The following is a 19881-nucleotide window of genomic DNA, read 5'->3' as shown; positions in this document are numbered from 1 at the left end:
GCAAATACATGCGAGTATATCTTAGTCTGGGGAGCAATATGGGGGATAGAGGGTATTATTTAAGCGAAGCCCTTAAACTTATAGAAGAGAACAAAGGTATTAAGATAATTGCCAAGTCCCATGTGTATGAGACCAAGCCCTGGGGGCTTACGGATCAGGCTGATTTCTGGAACCTGGCAGTCGAAATCGAGACGGGCTTAGAGCCGTTGGAGCTTCTTAAAACCTGCCAGGATGTGGAGAACAGCCTGGAGCGAAAAAGGATTATGCGTTGGGGGCCGCGCACGATTGACATTGACATTCTTCTCTATGATAATAGAGTTAGCAACTTGGAGGAAATTACCTTGCCCCACCCGCGGATGGAGGAGAGAGAGTTTGTGCTCGCCCCACTGCGGGAAATCGCCCCGGAGCTTGTGCTCCCTTCCGGACGTTCGATCCGGGAGGTAAGCGGGGAAGGGGAAGTAAAACGGCTGGACTTAGGGCAACAGAGCGGGTATGCAGACAATATTCCCCTCTGCCGCAACCCAGCAAGCCATGGATAGAGGAAGACCTGGTTCTAAGGCGGTGTCATCCAAGAGGAGACATACGCTCAAGAGAAGGTAGGCTCACTCAGCGCTCATTTATTTTAAAGTGTAACCGCTTGGATCGGCAGGACCGAGACGGTGAAGGATTAGGTAACCAAGGCACCTTCACGTCAAGTGGAGGTGTTTTTCTTGTAAGGTCAAGAAAAAGTGTGTTTTCCTGCATGGGAGTATGGATGGGATTTTAGCCTGCGAAGATATGGAGGAAGAAGATGAGATTTGGGATTATCGGAACCGGGGTGGTTGGCACCGCTCTCGCCGTTAGACTTGAACAGGTAGGGTACGAATGTGTCGGAGCCACTACCAGAAGTGAAAGTTCATATGCCAGATTCAGAAAATATCTAGACAGGGATTTCTTATCCTTAGAGGAATTAGTGCCTCAAGTGGACATACTCTTCATTACCACACAGGACGGTATGATTTCCACGGTAGCGGCAAACTTGGCTAAGCGCGGCCTTTTTCGGCCTGGGCAACTGTGGATCCATTGTTCCGGCTCGCTGCGTGCGCAAGTCCTTAAGACTAGGCCCGACCTGCCCCTAAAATACCTTTCTCTTCACCCTCTTCAGGCATTTGCCAATGTCGATGAAGCTTTGGCGATTTTAGAGGGTACGCATTTTGGGGTCGAGGGGGAAGGGGAAGAAGAGGGTGAGGAGATTGTGCGCGCGCTCGGCGGAATCCCGCACCGGCTTAACTCGGAGTACAAAGCTCTCTACCATGCGGGGGCTGTGTTGGCTTCTAACTACACGGTGGTCTTAGCGGCGCTCGCTGAAAGGTTATTCAGGGAGGCGGGCATAGAGCCGGAAGAGGCTTTGGAATCCCTTCTGCCATTAATGAAAGGAACCTTACATAACTTAAGCAAAGTAAAAGTGCCGCAGGCTTTAACAGGGCCTATTGCCCGCGGTGACACGGAGGTAATAAAAGGTCATCTGGCCCAGCTATCCCCAGATATTGTCCCGACTTACCTGGACTTAGGCAGGCATGCCCTGGAACTAGGCAGAGAAAAATTGGAGATGTCAGGTAAGGAGTACCTTCCGGGAGTATGGCAGGAATTAACGGAGATTTTTGGAACACAAAGGAAATAAGCAAGAAAGGATTGAGCGGGGGATGATTAGGACAGGATTAATTGCAGAAGTGAGAGCGGTAGTTGGGGAGGAGAGACAAAGGGGCAAGAAAATTGCAATTGTTCCGACCATGGGCTACCTCCACCGCGGGCATCTCAGCCTGGTAGAGGAAGCGAAACGGGATCATGCTTTTGTGGTCATGAGCATTTTTGTAAATCCCCTTCAATTCGGGCCACAGGAGGACTTTGGCCGTTATCCGCGCGACTTGGAGCGGGATAGCGCGCTGGCTGCGGAGGCGGGTGTAGAGCTTTTGTTCAATCCTCCGCTTGAGGAAATGTATCCTGAACCGATGCTGACTTTGGTGGAGGTAAAAGAGCTTGATTCCGTGTTGTGCGGGAGATCTAGGCCGGGCCATTTCAGAGGAGTGGCAACGGTAGTTACCAAACTTTTTAACATTGTGCAGCCGGATTTGGCCTATTTTGGGCAGAAGGATTACCAGCAGGTGCAAATTATTAAGCGCATGGTGAGGGACTTGAATATGCCGCTGGATGTGAGAACGGTTGCGATCGCGCGCGCAGAAGACGGACTGGCTCTTAGTTCCCGTAATGTCTTTTTAAGTCCGCAGCAGAGGGCGGAAGCGGTGGTGCTTAATCGAAGTTTGGAGGAGGGTGCGGCTGCGATTCGCGGGGGAGAGCGGGATGCACGCACGCTCGAAGAGTTAATCAGAAGAAGAATTAACGCTGAAAGCAGCGGGGAGATCGATTATGTCGAGGTACGGGGCGCAACTGACTTAAAGGATGTCACAGAGATTGAAGGGCCGGTGGTTATCGCTGTGGCCGTGCGTTTTGGCGCGACACGCCTTATCGATAATAAAGTGATAGAGGTGGGGACGGATGTTTAGGCACATGATGAAATCTAAGATTCACCGGGCTACAGTTACTGAAGCGAACTTAAAATATGTTGGGAGTATTACGATTGATTCGGCTTTGATGGAGGCTGCTGATTTACTTCCTAATGAGCGGGTCCAGGTAGTGAATAATAACAACGGTGCGCGTCTGGAAACTTATGTGATCCCCGGGGAGGCGCATTCCGGAGTGATCTGCCTCAATGGAGCTGCAGCCCGCTTGGTACAAGTAGGGGATGAAGTTATCATTATCTCCTACGGGATCTTTACGGATGACGCTTCCCGAACTTACCAGCCCAAAGTTGTGTTCGTGGACACTAGCAACAGGCCGCTAAAAATAGCACAGGAAGAAATTCACGGGGAGTCTTAAAAAAGGATCAAGTGTAGAAATAGAAAGTGCGGGATGGTATGATTCGCCATAAAATTTTGGACCTTTTGGTGGCACGGCCCAGGGAATTCGTGTCGGGGGAACAGATCAGCCAAGAGCTAAATTTAACGCGTGCAGCTATCTGGAAACAGATAAAAGGGTTGAAGGAAGCGGGCTATGAAATTGAGGCTCAGACGAAAAACGGGTACCGCTTGCTGGCAACCCCACTGGCTCTTGATGCCTGGGCTGTTGCGCAAGAACTAAAGACAGAGAGGCTGGGTCGGGAACTTTATCTGTATGAAGAAATATCTTCGACCAATGAGAAAGCGAAAGAGCTGGCGCGCCAGGGGGCAGCGCATGGGGCGGTGGTAATCGGAAGACGGCAGACTGCCGGGCATGGGCGCATGCAGCGGCTGTGGGAATCACCGCCCGGAGGGCTGTGGATGTCAGTAGTGCTTAGGCCCAACCTTTCCCTGGCAGACGCCTCTAAACTCACGCTGGTTACAAGTGTGGCTGTTGTCGGCGCTCTGCGGGAGATGGGCGAACTAAAGCCCGGAATCAAATGGCCCAACGATGTTATTTTCGAGGGTAAGAAACTGGCGGGGATTCTGGCTGAAGTGGTCGGAGAGTGGACTACCATTCAGACCATGGTACTTGGCATCGGAGTTAATGCCAATCTGGAACGCAAGGATTTAAGCCCTGAGCTTTCGGCAGGTTCCCTGCAAGAACTTCTTGGTTGTCCGTTGGATCTGAATAAGCTGGCAGCAGGCATCTTGGAAAAGCTAGAAGAGGGGCTTAATATTTTTGAGCGGGATGGGTTTGCCCCTCTGCGTGAACTCTGGCTCGAGCGCGCTCTGGGTATCGGCAGGGAGTGTGCTATTGAAAAGGGCGGCCAGGTTTATCGAGGCATCATGCGTGGGATTGCGGCTGACGGGGAACTGGTGGTGGAAGTAGACGGTCAGGACCATAAGTTTGCGGCCGGGGAAGTGCGTCTGCGCGCAGTGAACGGGGAATATTTTTGATAAGCGAGCAATGACAATTTTTTTAGGGCATTTATTCGAACGAGTTCAACAGATGAATGGATTACTAATAAGTGTAGATAAGATTATATTTAAGACGAGCGAGGAGAACTGCCATGATTTTAGTATTCGATGTCGGCAATACCAACATTGTCTTAGGCGTGTACGAGGGAGGCCTGTTAATCCACCACTGGCGTGTTTCAACTGAAAAGTCGCGCACTGTTGATGAGCATGCGGTTGTGATCAAAAATCTGTTTGATTTTAGCGGTCTTAAGTTTGAAGCGATTAAGGCGGTAGTGATTTCCTCGGTTGTTCCGCCGGTGATGCCAACTTTAGAAGCTCTGGCACGCAAATATTTTGGGGTGGAGCCGCTGGTGATAGGGCCTGGGGTTAAGACCGGGATGCCGATTATTTATGATAATCCGCGCGAAGTAGGAGCGGACAGGATCGTGAATGCGGTAGCCGCTTATTCTAAATACAGCGGGCCACTCATTATCGTTGATTTTGGCACAGCCACTACGTTCTGCGCCATTTCCGCGCAGGGAGAATATTTAGGAGGAGCAATTGCCCCTGGCGTTGGGATTTCGACTGAAGCTTTGTTTCAGAGGGCATCCAAGCTGCCGCGGATTGAACTGGTAAAGCCTAAATCAGTTATCGCTAAGAATACGATAGCCGGGATGCAGTCCGGGATTTACTTCGGGTTTACCGGTCAGGTGGATGGGATTGTGGAACGCATGAAAGCGGAACTCGGACCTGAGACAAAAGTGGTTGCCACCGGAGGACTGGCGGAGTTGATTGCGGAAGAATCACGTACGATTGAGGTTGTTGATCCATTTCTCACGCTGGATGGACTGCTGATTATTTATGAACGAAATTTGCGCAAGGCGTAAGAAAGAACATATCTATGAAACTGGGACAATACGAACTTAACACCCCTGTATTTTTAGCTCCGATGGCCGGCGTGACTGACAAGGCTTTGCGGGAAACTGTCTATGCTGTGGGCGGGCTCTATACCTGGACAGAAATGATTAGTGATAAAGCTTTAAATTACCAAAACCCGCGCACGTTGAATATGATAGATGTGAGTGGGGAGCCTGAGCCGCGGGTTGTCCAGTTATTCGGATCTAATCCTGACACAATGGCTAGAGCTGCCAGCTTAGCCATCACCAGGGGTGCCGATATTATAGATATTAATATGGGTTGTCCTACCCCCAAGATCGTTAAAAACGGAGAAGGTTCTGCTCTCCTGCGCGATTTGCCCAGGGCTCAGGAAATTGCGGCTTACGTCGTTGCGGCAGCACTAGATGTTCCTGTGAGCGTTAAAATGCGTCTGGGCTGGACAGCGGATGAGTTTGTCGCGCCCGAACTGGCGCAGCGCGTGCAAGAGGTAGGGGTCAAAATGATTACGGTGCATGGCCGCACCCGGGAACAGTATTACGCAGGCAAGGCTGACTGGGAGTTGATTAAGAAGGTTAAAGAGACTGTCACCATTCCTGTGATCGGGAACGGAGATGTCTGCACCCCGGAGGATGCGCGCCTCATGCTTGACCTTACCGGGTGTGACGGGGTAATGATCGGTCGCGCTGCTCTCGGCAATCCTTGGCTCATCGCGCGTACCCAGCAGTTTCTCTTAACCGGAACATTAGAGCCTGAGCCCGGACTCTCGGAAAAAATCGGGGTGGCTTTAGAACATTTTGAGCGGCTTCTTAGCTATAAAGGAGAAAAAATAGGGCTGAACGAAATGCGCAAGCATGCCGTGTGGTATATTAAAGGAATTAAAAAAGCGGCTCATATACGTGATCTGATTATGCAGACACAGACTCCGGACGCAATGAGGGCTATCCTTAAGGGAATCTTAGAGCAAAATACGCATAGTTTTAGTGGAAATAGGTAGAATAGAAGCGCGTCCGAAATACGTAATTAGCCGGTAAAATTTACGAGGAGGGAAACGGTATCCTTGACAATAATTTGCACCTTTCTTATAATAACGAGTAATTGAGTTAAAGCCTAAAACACTAAATCAGTGACAGATAAGTCAAAGGGCTTTATATATGGCGTGTTCAGATACCGACGCCTTATAAGGCATAGGACGAGAAAAGGGAGCGAGAAGGAATGCCCGAAAAAGAAGTGATTTTGACCCTGGAAGGATTAAAGAAGCTGGAAGATGAGTTGGAATATTTTAAGACGCAGAAACGCAGGGAAATTGCGGAGCGGATCAAGCAAGCCATTGAATTCGGGGATATAAGCGAAAACTCTGAGTATGAAGATGCCAAGAACGAACAGGCTTTTATCGAAGGGAGAATTATTACTCTCGAGAAAATGCTGAGAAATGCCAAAGTGATCGATGAATATGAAGGAACGGATCTAGTAGTTTTAGGTGCTACGATTCTGCTCAAAGACATCGATTACGGCGATGAGGAAGAATATACGATCGTCGGTTCGGCTGAAGCTGATCCCGGAACCAATAAAATTTCCAACGAGTCTCCGGTTGGGAAAGCAGTGTTAGGTCAAGTCAAAGGAACAGTGGTCGAAGTTACTGTTCCCGCAGGAGTGCTGCATTATCAGATCATGGATATTATGTAAGGCTAGTGGCACTTTCTCTGTGCCTAATTTGCGTTGCATTTGACTTAAAAGTTGGGATTGTTAAGGGAGGTTTTCGCCTCCCTTTCTGTGTTACACCTTGTTTATTAACAGCGAAGTTTGGTAAAATTGATAAGATAAGATATGGGCGGAGGAATGTTGAATGGATAATGAAAATGATCTTTGGCGTGTTCGCCTGGACAAGCTGAGTCTACTGCGCCAGCATGGTATAGAGCCATATGCAGATCGCTATCAGAGAACCCATCAGGCCGTGGAAATTCTAGAACAATTTCAGGAGCTTGAAGGAAACAAAGTAAAAGTAGCCGGTCGCATGATGGCTAAACGGGATCAGGGGAAAGTCATTTTCACGCATATTCAGGATTTTAGCGGGCGGATTCAGATTTATATTCGTAAAGATGACGTAGGTGAAGAAGTTTTCGATTTGATCTCCAAGTTTGACATAGGGGATATTATCGGGGTTGAGGGGGTTGTTTTCCGAACTAAACGGGGAGAGATTTCCATTCACGCGGAGAAGGTGCAAATTCTCAGCAAGGCCATGCGGCCCTTGCCTGAGAAATTCCACGGACTTACGAATGTAGATTTGCGTTACCGCCATCGTTATCTTGACTTGATCATGAACCCTGATGTGCGCAATGTGTTTGTGATCCGGAGCAAAATAATTAGGGCAATGCGCGAGTTCTTAGAAAGCAAGGGCTTTCTTGAAGTAGAGACTCCGACCCTTCATACCATAGCCGGAGGCGCGGCCGCAAGGCCATTTATTACGCATCATAACGCCCTCGATCTTGATCTGTATTTACGGATAGCCCTTGAACTGCACTTAAAACGGCTAATTGTCGGTGGGTTTGATAGAGTTTTTGAGATTGGGCGCAACTTCCGCAATGAGGGAATTTCTATTAAACACAACCCGGAATTTACGATGATGGAACTCTACCAAGCCTATGCGAACTTTGAAGATATTATGGAACTTACGGAAAAAATGATTGCTTATATTGTGGAGAAGGTTCATGGCACTCTTAAAGTGACTCACCAGGAACAGGTACTGGATTTTACCACTCCTTGGCGCAGGCTGCCGATGCTGGAAGGGATTTTAGAGTTTGCCGGGGTAGATTTTCGCACGATTTTAACAGATGAGGAAGCGCGCAAGGTGGCGAAAGACAAGGGGCTGAATGTGGAACCGCACGCGTCCAGGGGTAAAATCATCAATGATTTCTTTGAAGAATATGTGGAGCCTAAACTTATCCAGCCTACTTTTGTTACAGGCCACCCTGTTGAGATTTCTCCTCTGGCTAAGCGCAACAGCGAGCATCCGGAATACACCGACCGTTTTGAAGTTTTTGCTTTTGGCCGAGAGTTAGGGAATGCGTTTTCTGAGCTTAATGATCCTATTGACCAGCGAGAGCGTTTTGAAGCCCAGATGGCAGAACGGGCTAAAGGGGATGATGAAGCCCATATGATGGATGAGGACTTCCTCCAGGCGCTCGAGTACGGTTTGCCGCCAACCGGAGGGTTAGGGATAGGCATTGATCGCTTGGTTATGCTGCTTACGGATTCCGCTTCTATCCGCGATGTCATCCTGTTTCCGACCATGCGTCCTAAGGAAGAAGGAGGGAAGGAATAGGATTGTGGGTTATATTATTAATGCCATATGGTAAAATTAAAAGAAAAAATGGAGGATTATAAAGTGAAAAAATATGAGTGCATAGCATGTGGATATGTGTATGATCCTGCTCAAGGTGATCCGGATTCCGGCATCGCCCCGGGAACTGCTTTCGAGGACATTCCGGATGATTGGGTCTGCCCGGTATGCGGCGTATCTAAAGATCAATTCGAAGCAGTAGAGTAGATTCCAATAAATTTAGGAGGCTACCAATGAAAGAACTCAAAGGAACCAAAACAGAGAAGAATTTGATGGAAGCTTTTGCGGGGGAATCACAAGCCCGCAATAAATACAGCTATTTTGCGTCAGTGGCCAAGAAAGAAGGATACGAACAGATTGCGGCCTTTTTCCTGGAAACGGCGGAGAATGAAAAGGAACATGCCAAGATCTGGCTCAAAAAACTTAGCGGAATTGGAAATACCATTGATAATTTAAAAGCAGCAGCTTCCGGGGAAAACAGTGAATGGACCGGGATGTATCCTAAAATGGCGGCAGAAGCACGCGAAGAAGGGTTCGACGAGCTAGCCCAACTTTTTGCGGGAGTTGCCCAAATTGAAAAAGAGCATGAGGAACGCTATAAGCGGCTTCTGCAAAACATTGAAGAAGACAAGGTCTTTAAAAAGGATGGAAAAGTCTTTTGGAAATGCAGAAACTGCGGCCACATTCATGAAGGACAGGATGCGCCTGAGATGTGTCCCGTTTGCGCTCATCCAAAAGCATATTTCGAAACGGTCAGCAGGGATTATTAATCATAATTCTTGCTGGCTAAGATCTTTCCCAAGTTTCCTCCAGGAACTGGCGGACTTTGCTGGAGTTTTTAAAATGCAAGAAGAGCATTTATCTAACAGGATAAGTGCTCTTCTTTATATACTACATCGGTAAGATGTAAACGACCATCATAATGAAGTGCAAAACCCCGCCCAAAGCCACAAAGATATGAAACGTTTCGTGAAAGCCCAAACGCCGGGGCAGGAAGTTTACACGTTTTCTCGCATATATCAAGGCTCCGACGGTGTAGGAAATTCCCCCTGCCACCATCAGAGCAATCGCTCCCCGTGGTAAGCTTTTAACTAACTGAACAAAAGGCACTACAGCAATCCAGCCTAAGAATACATAAAGGGTGGTGGAAAGAATACGCGGGGCATTAATAAACCAGAGCTTTAGCAGGATGCCTGCGAGGGCTAGGCCCCAGACAGAGCCAAGCATTACCCAACGCCAGACCCCGTGCAGACCGTAAAAGAGCACAGGGGTATATGATCCGGCAATGAGTAAATAGATTGCCATATGATCAATTTTGCGCAAGAGCAGCTGCTTGCGGGGGCTGACTTTTAACCAATGGTAAAAAGAGCTGGCTCCGAACAGCAAAATCACGCTTATTGCATAAATGACCATCGTGATGAGCTTCGCAGGGTTTTCCCAGGTGTTGACGATGATAAATACCAAGCCGCCGATAGCTGCCAGAAACGGAACAAAGTGTGTCCAGGTATTTACGGGCTCTCTCATTCCTATGACTCGGTGCATGCTTAATAACCTCCGTTCCGTTCGGTATTGTCTTAAGTGTAGAGCAATGAGTAGGTAAAAGCAACTTTAACGGCACTCGAGAGTAAAAGATTAACTCTATAAAAAAAGTAACAATACATTAGGGAATCAGGACTTACAGGCATGACTGTAAAAATTGGAAGACGCAGGCCGTTTGGTCCGTATTCAGACTGAGATTGCCCGGTTCATGAATTGGCGAGAAATCCTGCCCTATGTCCGGGAATCGGAGGGCAAATTTGGCGAGGTTACAGGGTATTACGCCACCAAAGAGGACCGCTGGGTAGTGAAAGTTAAGAAGGGGTATATGTTATCAGGTTCATAGTTTATAATTAATTTATAAACCCTTAAGAGAAAAGCAAGACGCTTGACTTATAATAAATTTAGGAGGCTTCCTAAAAAATTAAAGGAGTTGAATGCATGAAAATAAAAAAGAAAACAGCGATGCTTATGAGTTTCACGCTGGGCACGCTGCTGTTTGCGACCACGGCCTTGGCCGATATCGCCAACAAGAGTGGGTATGAACAATTGAAGGATTCGCTGAAAGTGACTGCCGCCAAGGCTACGGAAGAGTTTAACAGTTTTACTCTGGATATCTCCTTCGTGGTCAAGGACAACGGGAAAATCATAACGTCACAGAACGAATTAGAGAAGTATGACCGAAAGAATAGCGCGAGAGAAAGCACATCCGCGCGTGAAAGCGTATTCGGGGAAAAATACAATGGCTATAATTATTCTGACAAAAAGACAATGATTAGCTTTGGCAATGGGGATAATACTTACCACGTGACGGAGTTTACGGATGAGCGAAAGTTCAATTCCTTTGACAACCCCTTCAAGCAAGGGCAGGCTGAAGATGTTGAGAAAATCGCGGATGCAGTCGTCGGCAGCCTTAAAGACTATGTGGTAGTCAACGAAAATCCCGATGGCACCAAAAAACTTTCCGGTTCTCTGAGTGAGGTCCAGATTCCGCCTTTGGTCAATGCGGTTTCTTCCTTAATGCTCAAACAACAGTTTAATCGTCCATACGAGCAGCAAGGGCTGAATTTAACGAAGGATATCTATGTTAAAGAAGTAAAGGGTACGGCTTCGATCAACAAGGATGGGGTCATGGAGAATATTCTGGGCACAGCCGTGTTGTCCGGGAAGGATGAACAAGGGCAGGTTCATGAAATAAGCGTCGAAATTCTGGGCAAGATGACAGACATCAACTCCACGACGGTTACCAAACCTGACCTTACCGGTAAAAAAGTTGTTAAAGAGACAGCTAAGGCAACCGAGTTCGGCCCGGAATTCTCTAACCCGCAAAAGTTCGTGGGTACGTTCAAGAACGATATCGTGACTGAAAAAGACGGCAAATTCGTGAAAGCGGGCGAGAGGATCTTAGAGATAGCACACATAGACGGTCAAACCGTTGCCGGCAGGTATCACGAAGAGTACAAACCGGGATTTGAACTGTCAACTGCGGCTAAGAAAGATTTCAAGTTTGATGCCCGCTTTGTAAATGATAAGAACACACGGAATGCCAGCTTTGAGTACACTGCGGACTCAGGCAGCAAGTATAAGGGAGACATTTACTTTGATGACCGCATGGGGAAAATATTTTTCAATGTAAACTACCTTTTGAGTAATCAAGGCTATGATTCGGTCTTCAATCCGGCTGTGGAGTAAATAAGCATCTGAAAATGAAAAGGGATTGGCTGTCGGGTTAAAGCCCCGGCAGTCTCCTTGCGCGCGGCTTACATAGCCAGCCGCAAAGCGGAGAGCTTCCTGACGAACTTTTTTGGAGGAGAATGCATGGACAAAGCGATCGAGATCCACAACTTGAGCAAATTATATTCCAATGGGCGGGGAATTAACGATATTAACCTTAATATCTATCAAGGGGACATTTTTGGCTTTCTGGGTCCGAACGGGGCTGGCAAGACTACAGCGATGAAAGCAATGGTTGGCCTCATCCGGCCTGATCGTGGGGATGTCAAAATTTCCGGCTACAGTGTGACCGAAGACTATGAAAAGGCGATGGCTAAAGTCGGCTGCATTATCGAGACAGCGGAGTCTTACCCTTACCTCAGTGCCTTTGATAACCTGAGACAGATGGCCCGCTACTATCCGGATGTGGATCACAAACGGATTGATGAGGTGCTCGAACTGACAGGGATACTTAAATATAAGAACGAAAAACCGAGGAAGTTTTCTTTGGGGATGAAGCAACGCCTGGGGATCGCGGCGGCCATTCTCTCCCGGCCCAAGATCGTGATTCTCGATGAACCACTGAATGGGCTTGATGTCGAGGGGATGATCGATATGCGCAAGCTGATTAAGCATTTAGCGGAGAATGAACAGACGACCTTTTTTATTTCCAGTCACCTGATTCATGACGTTGAGCTCACGTGTACCCGCATCGGGGTCGTATACAACGGGGAAATGCTTAATGTCGAGAGCATGGACAGCATCCTCAAAAATTACGCGACCCTGGAGAATTATTTTGTGAGTGAGGTAGAAAGAAATGGCCGTGTTCCAAGCCGCGTTTCTTAATGAAGTCGAGAAACTCTATAAAAAGAAAAAAGCTTTCGTCGCCGTATTACTGTCCCTGACTATGATTGTGGTCGGACAACTCATTATTGTCGGCGTGAGAAGCGGATTTGGGGTAAGAGGAGTAGGGAGTGCGGAGTTTCCGATTCTGGTGCTCTCGGTCGTGGTGAACACCATTCTCCCTCTATTTACGGCTTTGGTCACGATCGACAGTTTCTCAGGGGAGTTTTCTCATAATATCATGCGCATCACGCTCACCAGGCCTGTGAGCAGATTCAAGATTTTTACGGCCAAAATCACGGCCATCTCCCTGTTTTCCCTGGCTAATCTCCTGTTGCTGCTGGTTTTTTCTGAGCTCGCGGGTTTTCTGTTTAATACAAACTCAGCGAGCTTGGGGGCTTTTGCCAGGACGGTTGTGGCTTATATTGTAAGCTTCCTGCCAATGTTAGTTTTGGCTTTGGCGATTGTGCTCTTGGCAAATATTTTTAAGAGCGGCATAACTGTTTTTTTCCTGTCCATCTTGGCCTTTCTGGTGCTGAAAGTGCTGGGAGTGTTTTTTTCTCAGTATGCAAGTTTATTCATCACGACCCAGCTTGATTGGTATAATCTGTGGCTGGCCCATTCCTTCCCCTTTTGGAAGATCTTACGCCAGTTATTGATTATGACTGGATATGGTATAATGTTGTTCACAGCCGGGTTTTATCTTTTTGATAAAAAAGAGTTTTAGGGTGAGGACATGAACCTCAAACGGCGTTTAGTTTTAGCCAATGCGGCGACAGTAATCATTCCCGCAATGATTACTGTTGTTGTTGCCTTGGCTTTTGTTTTTGTCTTCGGAACCGTATCTGATACCAATATTTCATTAGCAAATTACCAGAGATTGTCTGAGATTAAGCTGGAACTGATAGAGAGCGGGAACAGCATTCTCAAGCAAAAACCGGAAGCGGTTGAAGAGGTGAGCTTTCAGCAGCATTTGCAGGAGCAGTTGGCTGCCATTAACGGAGAGCTTGTCATTATCAAGGATGAAGAGGTCTTATTTTCCTCGCGTAATTTTAGTAAGATCGACCTGGCCAAGTTTGCGCTTGAAGGAAATAAAAAGTGGGGGAAAGAAGCGGTAGTTGTCGGCAGCCTGGCCTATACCGTCGAGGCGATTAATCTTAAATTTCAAGACGGAGGCCAAGGGAATGTCTTGCTCCTGGCACCCGTTGACCGCTCGCTTAGCAGCTTCACGGGTTTATTGATTTTAGTCGGGGTGGTATTTGTTCTGGCGTTCGCGGCGGCCAATATTCTGGTTTCCTACCAGTTGTCGCGGGCCATCTTAAAGCCCCTCAATAATTTGCAGCAGGCGGCGGCAGAGATCAGCCGGGGGAATCTCGAGTGTGAGATTGTCGAGGAGGGGGATAAAGAGATTCGAGCGCTCTGCCGTGATCTGGAACTTATGCGGATTAAGCTTAAAGACTCAATCCGCGCGCAGCTAAAGTATGAAGATAACCGCAAAGTGCTGGTGTCAAGCATCTCTCACGACTTGAAGACTCCGGTGACTTCGATCAAAGGGTATGTGGAAGGGATTTTTGACGGGGTGGCCAATACCCCGGAGAAAATGGACCGGTATTTGCGTACTATTTATGCTAAAGCAGAGCAAGTGGATATCATGATCGATGATTTACTCCTCTATTCCAAGCTGGACCTGAACCAAATTCCTTTTAATTTTGAAAGGATAGAAATCGTGGAGTTTCTTCAAGGGTGTTTGCTGGAGAGTGAGCCGGAGTTAGAAAGGAATCATATTAAGACAGTTTTTCAAAAAGAAATCGACAGTGAACGCACGGTCCTCTTAGACCGGGACAGGATGAAGAGGGTTATCATCAACATCCTTGATAACTCGCGCAAATATATGAACAAGGAGCAGGGAGAAATCAAGATGATTGTGCGCGAGACCCTTACCAGTATCATTATTGAAGTGCGTGACAACGGCTCCGGGATCAGGGAGCAGGATCTGCCGCACATCTTCGATCGTTTTTATCGCTCAGATACCGCCCGCACAGAGATTAAAGGGAGCGGTCTGGGGTTGGCCATCGCCAAACAGATCATCGAGGGGCACAGTGGCAGGATCTGGGTTGTAAGCCATGGGGGCGCGGGGACGAGCATTATGATCTCGCTAAGTAGAATGTAGGTTGAGGGAGGCTCGAAGATGAAAAAGATTTTGATTATTGAAGATGACGTCAGCATCGCGGAATTGCAGAAAGACTATCTTGAACTGGCAGACTTTGAGGTCGACATCTGCCCGAACGGCTTGGACGGTATAAGGATGCTCAAAGACAAAGAGTATGACCTTTTAATATTAGATATTATGCTTCCGGGGATGGATGGTTTGGAAATCCTGCGCAGCATGAAGGATGAGAAGGACATTCCAGTGCTCTTGGTGTCCGCCAAAAAAGATGAAATCGACAAGATCAAAGGCTTGAGCCTGGGCGCGGACGATTATATCACCAAACCCTTCAGTCCCGGCGAACTGGTGGCCCGAGTCAAAGCCCATTTGGAGAACTACGAACGATTGAAACACAGATTTAGAGACGGGCTTAACCGGAGCAGTACCTTGATAATTCGCGGCCTTAAAATAGAGAAAGGCTCCCGCCGAGTCTTTGTTAACGGTCAGGAAGTGAATCTGGCCCAGAAAGAATTCGATTTGCTCTCCTACCTGGCGCAAAACCCGAACCGGGTCTTCGGACGCGATGAGTTGTTTGAACGGGTCTGGGGCCTTGAAGCCTTGGGTGACTCGGCCACAGTCACCGTACACATCGCCAGGGTACGTGAGAAAATCGAAGGCGACCCGTCCAATCCGCAGTACATCGAGACCGTTTGGGGAGCGGGGTATCGGTTTAGGGTGTAGGAGGCTTGTCTGTTAATTAGCCTTGGTGGAAAACAGTTGTCTAGGCGAAAAATTAGATTCGATAGGGGGTATTGGACATAGTGGAGGGTTTTTATGAAAACAAGTAGAATAAAGAGACCAACCATTATATTATTGGCAACTATTTTGGGCCTTTTTGGTTTTATTTATTTTAGCAACAACACATTACAAATTTCCAAATATACCGTAGATTCCATGAAACTGCCGACCGACATTAATTACTACAAAATTCTGCAGTTGTCTGATTTGCACAGTAAACAATTTGGTCAGGGTAATCGAAGATTGCTTCAGAAGATCGATGATGAAAAACCGGATATCATTGTGATGACCGGTGATATGATTAACACATCGGATGACAACTTTGACACTTTCTTAAAACTGGCTCAAAATCTAGCCCAAAAGTATAAAGTCTATTTCATTGTGGGAAATCATGAGCAAATTATCAATAACTATCGTCTGAGCGAGAGTCTCAAAAATTATGGGGTGACAGTGCTCGATAATGAAAGAGTCAAACTCGAGAGAGGCAAAAGTTTTATTAATCTGTACGGAATGTCGTTCAGTCTCAAATATTATAAGGACAAGAACAATCCTTATACCAAAGACATTGAATATGACTTGGAGACGATGCAGAAGGCATTGGGCCGAAGCCATGCGAGTGAGTATAATGTCCTCCTGACACACAACCCAATGTATTTTCCTACCTATGCCCAGTGGGGAGCTGATTTAACTTTATCAGGCCATGTGCACGGAAGGGTAATAAACATACCGTTCAAAGGTGGGTTGCTCTCTCCTGAGAGAGTGATTTTCCCTGAATATTATGCGGGTAGTTACTTAATTGAAAACAAAGAGATGATTGTAAACTGGGGCTTAGGGAATGGAAATGTCGGGATACGGGTGTTTAATAGACCGGAGATATCAGTCATTACTTTATCGAACGAAGCAAATTCCAGTCCGTAAGAGTTCATGAATGTGACAGCAAGGTCTATGTCCAAACACGCGTCGGCAACATGGAACAAGTAGAGATGTTTTTTCACTTTGGTCTGTTATGAAGAGAAGGCCGAGAAGATCAGACTGCTGATCATGCCGGATATCGGAATAGACCAGTTATGCTGTTGCATATGCAGCAGCCCATTACAGTGATACAAGCAACTCAGTTTTTGGATATAACTCAAGCGATGATTGTCAGAATTTTGCTTCTCAGTGTGTTTGGGCAGGTTTAGGTGGAAACGGTACTGACAAAACAGCACGACCCGCCGTACCCACGTCAAGGGCTGGTTCTTCCGCTTTTAACGTATGGTGTGCCGTACAATCTACGAGTTATTATGATTATTACCAGTATAACTGGGCTTGGGACAACTCGGGTTTTCTAAACTCATGGTAGCCAGTACTCCGACAGCAGAAGGACCATTTGGCAATTTCTGGGGATGCGAGGAGGAAGAGATGTTTTTCAATGGTGCCTGGGGGTCATTCGGGACTATATAAAAGAGATTTCAAATTAACCTACATCATAAATTCACCACCCTATCTCTGTGTTTTTTAATATCCTCATCATGTGTAACAAGTATGATTGTTTTACCTATCATGCTGGTGTTAAGGCGGCGATTTCTGTTTGCAACCTAATACTGTATGATATAATGAAAGTCGGGAACGTTTAAAGGAACGGTGATACTGATGAGTATACCTAAGGAAGATCTCCACCGTCTGGTAGATCTATTGCCCGAAAAAGCAATCTCGATTGCGAAAAGGTTCATGGAGTCCATAATACTAGAATCACGATTAGAGGACATCAACTGGTTAAATGCTGAACTGGCCGATTGGCCTCCATATGATTGGGGGCCCGAAGGGGTACCCAAAGGTAAGCCCGTGCGCTTTGTAGAAGGCAAAGGGCTGGAAATCGAAGGGGGCCAGAAAAATTGAGTACCGGCATCCAACCAGGAGACGTAGTTCTGGTCAACCTTCCTACTCATGAACCAAAGGGACATGAACAGGAAGGCCTTCGGCCAGCAATTATAGTAGCTGTTCCCAGCGGGTATCTCCGTTTCCCGATTGTTTTAGTTGTTCCGGTGACTTCGCAAGGCGGAAATTGGGCTAACCAAAATCCAATTCTCTACCATCAGATACCCCGCGGCACAGGTGGGCTGCCAAGGCCATCAGTAGCTTTAATTGACCAGGTTCGAGCGGTTGATATGAAAAGGATAACTACCTACCTGGGAGCATTGGAACAGCAGCTACTTCAAAACATAAGACATAGTTTAGTCGAATTGATCACGGCATAAGAGTATATCATTTGGGGTTTGACAGAATACCCAAGATTTTCACAATTTACAGGTACCAAAAATTGATTCATAATTATCTATGTTTCTATATAGGACATGAGGAGATGATTGATAGTTGATTCGACAGCAGCAACATGGGCAAACATTAGAAGAGCATTTAGCCGACCCTATTTATAATGATGAACCGTGGACTGATGAAGATGAACAAGCGGTCGCTGAGGCTGAAGAGGATATAAAGGCAGGGCGTATTTATACCGTGGAGGAAGTGGAAAAGGAATTGGGCTTATAAAGAGAAGTATATATATCAAGGGCTTATTTAAAAAAGCGTGCCAGCTTAGGCGCGCTTTTTTAATGAGAACTTCGAAACAGTGCTCGACAGAGGGCAATCCCATCCGCTTAAATGTAAAGAATAGCTTGACAACTTCTCTCTACACTTGTAGAATGAACGTAAATTCTACAAGTGTAGAGGATGGTAAAAATGAATAAGATTCCTAAGATATCGGATGCTGAATGGCAAGTTATGAAAATATTGTGGGAAAAAGCGCCTGTCACATCCAGTGAAATAGTCGAAAGTTTGCGCTTAAAGACCGGTTGGAGTCCGACCACCATTTACACGTTAATTAACAGGCTGGTTAAGAAAAAGGTTGTGGCGATTGAGAAAGGTTCATCTCCGTATGTATGTAGACCTCTTTTATCCCAAAAAGAGTGCCGCAGCGAAGCCCGCAATTCTTTCCTCAAAAAAGTTTATGATGGTTCACTAAACCTCTTGTTGACCAACATTCTAGAAGAAGAAGGACTATCAGATGAGGAGGTTGCCGAACTCAAACGCATTTTGGATAGCAGTAATACCAAGGGGGGGTGAGATGGTTGGGCTTCCTGTATGCTGTTTTTGATTGGGTCGTGTTTTCTTCCTTAGTAGCATCTCTGATGGTTCCGATTATTCTTTTAGTAAAGTTCGCGTTTAAGGACAAGCTGCCTCCTTCCTTACATTACATCATTTGGTTTCTCTTGCTGATACGGTTGGTATTCCCGTTTACACCCGCAAGTTGCATTGAGCATATTTTGTAATTTTCCATATTGCCTTTAGCATTTTACTGGCTCCCTTGGTTTTGTTCTGGGGGCCTTTTCAAGCCCTTAAAATAGCGGCCGTTGGTTCAGTTTACACCTCACGTCATCCCCAAGTGGTGAAGGCGTTCCTGTCAGAAGAGGAGATTAACACCATATTGAGTTCCTATGATTCGGGTGACACGGGTATCACTCCCGTCAAACGTCAGCAGGTTCAAACAGACGACCCGGCTGCAGGAGTAATGATTGAAGATATTCAGGGGAACGGTTTCAAAGGTAAAGTTATGCTGGTGAAGAATCCTCAGCGAGTGAAAGTGGCAGTGACTAAAGATATTGGTGTTCAAGGGGAATGGTTAAGCAATATGGTTAAAGACGCCGGGGCAGTTGGCGGCATTAACGCCGGCGGTTTTTATGATCCGGATGGCAAAGGGAATGGCAGTTTTCCCGCCGGCATTACTGTGCATGAAGGAACAGTGGTGCATAATAATGCCGGCGAGCAAAGGGCCGGTATTATCGGCTTGAATGATAAAGGCGAGTTAATCATTAGCGATATGTCAGTGGCTGAAGTAGCTAAAAACCGCATCCAAGAAGCTGTGACTTTTGGCCCCAAGCTAATAGATAAGGGCAAACCGGTGGTCATAGGGGACGGCGGTTGGGGTATTGCTCCCCGCACCGGCATCGGCCAGACAGCTGATAGCACACTAATTTTTGTAGTTATTGACGGTCATCTGCCAACTTGGAGCCTGGGAGCTACTTTGCGTGACCTCATGAATGTTTTTTTGGAGTATGACGCGATTAATGCCGTAAACCTAGACGGAGGGTCTTCAACGGAAATGGTGTATGATGGCAAAATAATTAACCCGGTATTAAGTTCTATTATGTGCCGACGCTGATCAACAGGTCAAGAGATGAATTCAGGATGGTTCCGGCCTGGGCTTTTGAGCTGGAACAGGTAAGGACAAACGACAAAGGTGAGCAGGTTGCTGTTCATAGCAGAATTATCGTCGATGCGAGCACCGGGGGTGAAATCCTGTGAAGCAGCTTTTGGGCAATGCCAGGATAGATTTCCGTCGGGCCTTCTTTTCCTTTGGCTTTCTCCTGGCTGTGACCGGTATGAGCGTGGCACTGTTTTTTAGCGCCGGCACTGAGGGTAGAATGTTAGAGGAAAGCTATGGGGACGTGTTATATCTATATCGGGTTGCCCATGTCCAGGGTTTTTCGATGCTGTCAATGATCTTTGCCACCCTGCCGTATGCGACCAGTTTTTGTGCGGATTGGAACAATCAGTTTATGGGGTCCCGCCAACATTTTAACGAAAATATACGCTAAGACATATTATGGAAGTGAAAAGACGGTTTCCCTTACTCTAAGGAGAAA

The 19881-nt window shown here is 46.9% G+C and carries 26 protein-coding genes and 1 pseudogene; 26 read left to right on the top strand and 1 reads right to left on the bottom strand.

The window, feature by feature from the left end:
- Positions 1-8 precede the first annotated feature (8 nt).
- From folK to rbr, 11 genes are all read left to right on the top strand, one after another.
- Positions 9-539 (top strand): 2-amino-4-hydroxy-6-hydroxymethyldihydropteridine diphosphokinase, encoded by a 531-nt coding sequence (gene folK / locus ACYQ2N_RS10100; protein WP_459999116.1) that lies wholly within the window; start codon positions 9-11, stop codon positions 537-539.
- Positions 540-790: 251 nt separating this feature from the next.
- Entirely contained in the window at positions 791-1660 is an 870-nt protein-coding gene (locus ACYQ2N_RS10095; protein WP_459999115.1) for a Rossmann-like and DUF2520 domain-containing protein, read from the top strand.
- Between the two features lie 22 nt (positions 1661-1682).
- A complete protein-coding gene (panC, locus tag ACYQ2N_RS10090) occupies positions 1683-2540 on the top strand; it encodes a pantoate--beta-alanine ligase (protein WP_459999114.1) in 858 nt (285 codons plus the stop codon).
- Positions 2533-2913 carry an aspartate 1-decarboxylase gene (gene panD, locus ACYQ2N_RS10085; protein WP_459999113.1) on the top strand — a complete coding sequence of 127 codons (381 nt, stop codon included), beginning with the start codon at positions 2533-2535 and terminating at the stop codon, positions 2911-2913. Before panC ends, panD begins: the two co-directional genes overlap by 8 nt.
- A gap of 41 nt (positions 2914-2954) precedes the next feature.
- Positions 2955-3932 carry a biotin--[acetyl-CoA-carboxylase] ligase gene (locus ACYQ2N_RS10080; RefSeq protein ID WP_460000509.1) on the top strand — a complete coding sequence of 326 codons (978 nt, stop codon included), beginning with the start codon at positions 2955-2957 and terminating at the stop codon, positions 3930-3932.
- 113 nt (positions 3933-4045) lie between these two features.
- The gene (locus ACYQ2N_RS10075; protein ID WP_459999112.1) at positions 4046-4819 is read left to right on the top strand and encodes a type III pantothenate kinase; all 774 of its coding nucleotides are present in this window, start codon (positions 4046-4048) and stop codon (positions 4817-4819) included.
- A 14-nt stretch (positions 4820-4833) separates the two neighbouring features.
- Positions 4834-5823 (top strand): tRNA dihydrouridine synthase DusB, encoded by a 990-nt coding sequence (gene dusB, locus ACYQ2N_RS10070; protein WP_459999111.1) that lies wholly within the window; start codon positions 4834-4836, stop codon positions 5821-5823.
- A gap of 218 nt (positions 5824-6041) precedes the next feature.
- A complete protein-coding gene (gene greA / locus ACYQ2N_RS10065; RefSeq protein WP_459999110.1) occupies positions 6042-6512 on the top strand; it encodes a transcription elongation factor GreA in 471 nt (156 codons plus the stop codon).
- A 160-nt stretch (positions 6513-6672) separates the two neighbouring features.
- Positions 6673-8148: a lysine--tRNA ligase gene (lysS, locus tag ACYQ2N_RS10060; RefSeq protein ID WP_459999109.1), complete on the top strand. Its 1476-nt coding sequence runs from the start codon at positions 6673-6675 to the stop codon at positions 8146-8148.
- A gap of 63 nt (positions 8149-8211) precedes the next feature.
- On the top strand, positions 8212-8373 hold the full coding sequence (rd, locus tag ACYQ2N_RS10055) for a rubredoxin (RefSeq protein WP_459999108.1): 162 nt from the start codon (positions 8212-8214) through the stop codon (positions 8371-8373).
- Between the two features lie 26 nt (positions 8374-8399).
- The gene (rbr, locus tag ACYQ2N_RS10050) at positions 8400-8936 is read left to right on the top strand and encodes a rubrerythrin (protein ID WP_459999107.1); all 537 of its coding nucleotides are present in this window, start codon (positions 8400-8402) and stop codon (positions 8934-8936) included.
- 121 nt (positions 8937-9057) lie between these two features.
- Here the strand turns inward: rbr and trhA are convergent, their stop codons facing one another.
- Positions 9058-9708 carry a PAQR family membrane homeostasis protein TrhA gene (gene trhA, locus ACYQ2N_RS10045; RefSeq protein ID WP_459999106.1) on the bottom strand — a complete coding sequence of 217 codons (651 nt, stop codon included), beginning with the start codon at positions 9706-9708 and terminating at the stop codon, positions 9058-9060.
- Between the two features lie 154 nt (positions 9709-9862).
- On the opposite strand from trhA, the gene ACYQ2N_RS10040 reads away from it, so the two are divergent.
- The 15 genes and pseudogenes from ACYQ2N_RS10040 (at position 9863) to ACYQ2N_RS09970 (ending at position 19833) form a co-directional block, all read left to right on the top strand.
- Positions 9863-10048 carry a hypothetical protein gene (locus tag ACYQ2N_RS10040; protein ID WP_459999105.1) on the top strand — a complete coding sequence of 62 codons (186 nt, stop codon included), beginning with the start codon at positions 9863-9865 and terminating at the stop codon, positions 10046-10048.
- A 95-nt stretch (positions 10049-10143) separates the two neighbouring features.
- A complete protein-coding gene (locus ACYQ2N_RS10035; RefSeq protein WP_459999104.1) occupies positions 10144-11394 on the top strand; it encodes a hypothetical protein in 1251 nt (416 codons plus the stop codon).
- A gap of 126 nt (positions 11395-11520) precedes the next feature.
- Entirely contained in the window at positions 11521-12261 is a 741-nt protein-coding gene (locus tag ACYQ2N_RS10030) for an ABC transporter ATP-binding protein (RefSeq protein WP_459999103.1), read from the top strand.
- On the top strand, positions 12233-12985 hold the full coding sequence (locus ACYQ2N_RS10025; protein WP_459999102.1) for a DUF2705 family protein: 753 nt from the start codon (positions 12233-12235) through the stop codon (positions 12983-12985). Before ACYQ2N_RS10030 ends, ACYQ2N_RS10025 begins: the two co-directional genes overlap by 29 nt.
- Before the next feature lie 9 nt (positions 12986-12994).
- Positions 12995-14428 (top strand): sensor histidine kinase, encoded by a 1434-nt coding sequence (locus ACYQ2N_RS10020; RefSeq protein WP_459999101.1) that lies wholly within the window; start codon positions 12995-12997, stop codon positions 14426-14428.
- A gap of 18 nt (positions 14429-14446) precedes the next feature.
- Complete coding sequence (locus ACYQ2N_RS10015) at positions 14447-15145, top strand: response regulator transcription factor (protein WP_459999100.1); 699 nt, start codon at positions 14447-14449, stop codon at positions 15143-15145.
- Between the two features lie 93 nt (positions 15146-15238).
- On the top strand, positions 15239-16120 hold the full coding sequence (locus ACYQ2N_RS10010; protein ID WP_459999099.1) for a metallophosphoesterase: 882 nt from the start codon (positions 15239-15241) through the stop codon (positions 16118-16120).
- A 160-nt stretch (positions 16121-16280) separates the two neighbouring features.
- Positions 16281-16544 (top strand): annotated as a pseudogene (locus ACYQ2N_RS10005) (hypothetical protein); the annotation flags it as partial.
- Positions 16545-16834: 290 nt separating this feature from the next.
- A complete protein-coding gene (locus tag ACYQ2N_RS10000) occupies positions 16835-17080 on the top strand; it encodes a hypothetical protein (protein ID WP_459999098.1) in 246 nt (81 codons plus the stop codon).
- Positions 17077-17439, top strand: a complete 363-nt coding sequence (locus tag ACYQ2N_RS09995) for a type II toxin-antitoxin system PemK/MazF family toxin (RefSeq protein ID WP_459999097.1) — start codon at positions 17077-17079, stop codon at positions 17437-17439. The genes ACYQ2N_RS10000 and ACYQ2N_RS09995 overlap by 4 nt, the downstream gene beginning before the upstream one ends.
- 115 nt (positions 17440-17554) lie before the next feature.
- Positions 17555-17728, top strand: coding sequence for a hypothetical protein (locus tag ACYQ2N_RS09990; RefSeq protein ID WP_459999096.1), 174 nt, complete (start codon positions 17555-17557; stop codon positions 17726-17728).
- A gap of 189 nt (positions 17729-17917) precedes the next feature.
- Positions 17918-18301 carry a BlaI/MecI/CopY family transcriptional regulator gene (locus ACYQ2N_RS09985; RefSeq protein ID WP_459999095.1) on the top strand — a complete coding sequence of 128 codons (384 nt, stop codon included), beginning with the start codon at positions 17918-17920 and terminating at the stop codon, positions 18299-18301.
- Complete coding sequence (locus tag ACYQ2N_RS09980; RefSeq protein WP_459999094.1) at positions 18298-18507, top strand: M56 family metallopeptidase; 210 nt, start codon at positions 18298-18300, stop codon at positions 18505-18507. The genes ACYQ2N_RS09985 and ACYQ2N_RS09980 overlap by 4 nt, the downstream gene beginning before the upstream one ends.
- Positions 18507-19397 carry a phosphodiester glycosidase family protein gene (locus tag ACYQ2N_RS09975; protein ID WP_460000508.1) on the top strand — a complete coding sequence of 297 codons (891 nt, stop codon included), beginning with the start codon at positions 18507-18509 and terminating at the stop codon, positions 19395-19397. Before ACYQ2N_RS09980 ends, ACYQ2N_RS09975 begins: the two co-directional genes overlap by 1 nt.
- Positions 19398-19536: 139 nt before the next feature.
- Positions 19537-19833 (top strand): hypothetical protein, encoded by a 297-nt coding sequence (locus ACYQ2N_RS09970; protein ID WP_459999093.1) that lies wholly within the window; start codon positions 19537-19539, stop codon positions 19831-19833.
- Positions 19834-19881 lie beyond the last annotated feature (48 nt).

It is taken from the genome of Paradesulfitobacterium aromaticivorans, from assembly GCF_054657415.1.
The sequence above is the reverse complement of the archived record's forward strand: the minus strand, read 5'-3'. Positions and strand labels throughout refer to the sequence as shown.